This is a genomic window from Staphylococcus sp. EG-SA-2 (genome assembly GCF_017152085.1).
The window spans coordinates 1-1575 of sequence record NZ_JACYHC010000741.1 but is presented as its reverse complement, the minus strand read 5'-3'; the positions used below and the strand labels follow the sequence as shown (position 1 = coordinate 1575).

The window sequence follows — 1575 nt, the reverse complement described above, 5'->3', positions numbered from 1 at the left end:
AAAGTGAAATTGAAAAAGACAGCTATTATGCGATGAGCGAAAAACTTCAAGTAAAACAAGAATTTAACGGCGTTACAAGGCAATACTTGAATTTCAGAACAGATAGTATCGATGATCTGGATAAGTTCAAAAAAGAATTCAAACCTGTTATGCACTTAAAAGGTGATGCATTCAATCAACAGTTACAATCTTTGATTAACAAATATCCACAAATACAAAAAAATATGAAATCAGAGTTCATTGCTTATTATGATAAAGAAAAAAATAGAGAAACAGTAAAAAACTATGCTTGGAACCTTCAAAAATCTATAAATGACATTATGCAATCATATCCTAGCACAAAATTTGTACAGTTTTATAAAGATGATGTTTCCCCGTCAATGGTAGATGGAAATGGCCGTTTAAAATCGGATACTAATGTAATTTCCATCGAGGGAGGAAAGTATGATGAGAACAAATAATCATATAACCGATTTAGATGCTATTGAGTTAAGTAGCGGTTGGAATTACAATTCGAAATTGGTGACTGGCAAAAATGCACTACTATCAGATAGTCTTTTAAGAGATATTAAAGTATTAAGTTCTAATGCTAAAGGCGACGCTGACATACTAGAAACAGAACTTCGTGCTGTAATAAACGCAATGTCTCAAAACGAAGGTAAATCTGTTGATGCACTTAAAAATAGTACCACTTCTCTAAAAAACAATCTAACCAAATTAAAAGAGCAACTCGACAAAACTACACATTAATTTCATACATTTTGAGTGAACAGAATTATATTTCCATAGCAAACATTCCTAAACTACACATACGTTACATAATTGATTCATTTTTATAGAAACGGGTAAAAATGATAAAGTAATCATCTTTCACAAAAATCCAAAGATTGGGAGGAATTAAATATGATTTTGCGTTACGCAACAAATTTAAAACTTGCGAAAGAGCTATACCAAGCCAGTAAACCTAAATTGCAAGAAGATAAGGGTATGATTGAACTGTTTGAACATACTTTTGGCTTGCAAAAAGAACTTGTAAAATACGTCGGCATTGCAGAAGCAACTACTGCTGCTTTATACTCAGCTAGCTTTATCAATAAAAACATTTCTCGCCTTGCATCACTATCAACGATAGGCATTTTAAGTGTAGCTGCTTACAAACATTTCGAAGCTGGCCAAGGTAAAAAAGGTGCACAACATGCATTAGATTTATTAGGTCTTGCTACTTTAAGTTTACTAGATACATTTTCTTGTAATAAAAAATAGTCTTCATTTTAGAAGCACATACTTTAGCACCTGTGTACTTTTGATTCAATCCATAAACGGTACACCGCTATAGCATGTGTTTTATTATTTTTCTGGTCTCTTTATCGTAAATATTCCCCCTAATTTAGCATAATCATTTCCGGCTAAACGAGAAACAGCCTGTAATGCGTGTGGATTGATTTTAAAATCACCCTCATAAATACTGTCATCAATATGATAAGTTACAATTTCACCTATTATTAAATCAGCCCCATCTAATACATCTCCAAGCAATATCATTTGCGATAGTTTACATTCGAATCTCATTTTCGC

The 1575-nt window shown here is 32.3% G+C and carries 2 protein-coding genes and 2 pseudogenes; 3 read left to right on the top strand and 1 reads right to left on the bottom strand.

Annotation, left to right across the window (positions count from 1 at the left end; all coding sequences use genetic code 11):
* The 3 genes and pseudogenes from IDG60_RS13535 to IDG60_RS13525 form a co-directional block, all read left to right on the top strand.
* Window positions 1–461, top strand: a pseudogene (locus IDG60_RS13535) (hypothetical protein); the annotation flags it as partial.
* Window positions 448–750: a hypothetical protein gene (locus IDG60_RS13530; RefSeq protein WP_001260044.1), complete on the top strand. Its 303-nt coding sequence runs from the start codon at window positions 448–450 to the stop codon at window positions 748–750. The pseudogene IDG60_RS13535 and the gene IDG60_RS13530, both read left to right, overlap by 14 nt.
* 153 nt (window positions 751–903) lie before the next feature.
* A complete protein-coding gene (locus tag IDG60_RS13525) occupies window positions 904–1263 on the top strand; it encodes a hypothetical protein (protein ID WP_000603479.1) in 360 nt (119 codons plus the stop codon).
* Between the two features lie 84 nt (window positions 1264–1347).
* On the opposite strand, the pseudogene IDG60_RS13520 reads toward IDG60_RS13525, so the two are convergent.
* Window positions 1348–1575, bottom strand: a pseudogene (locus tag IDG60_RS13520) (flavin reductase family protein); the annotation flags it as partial.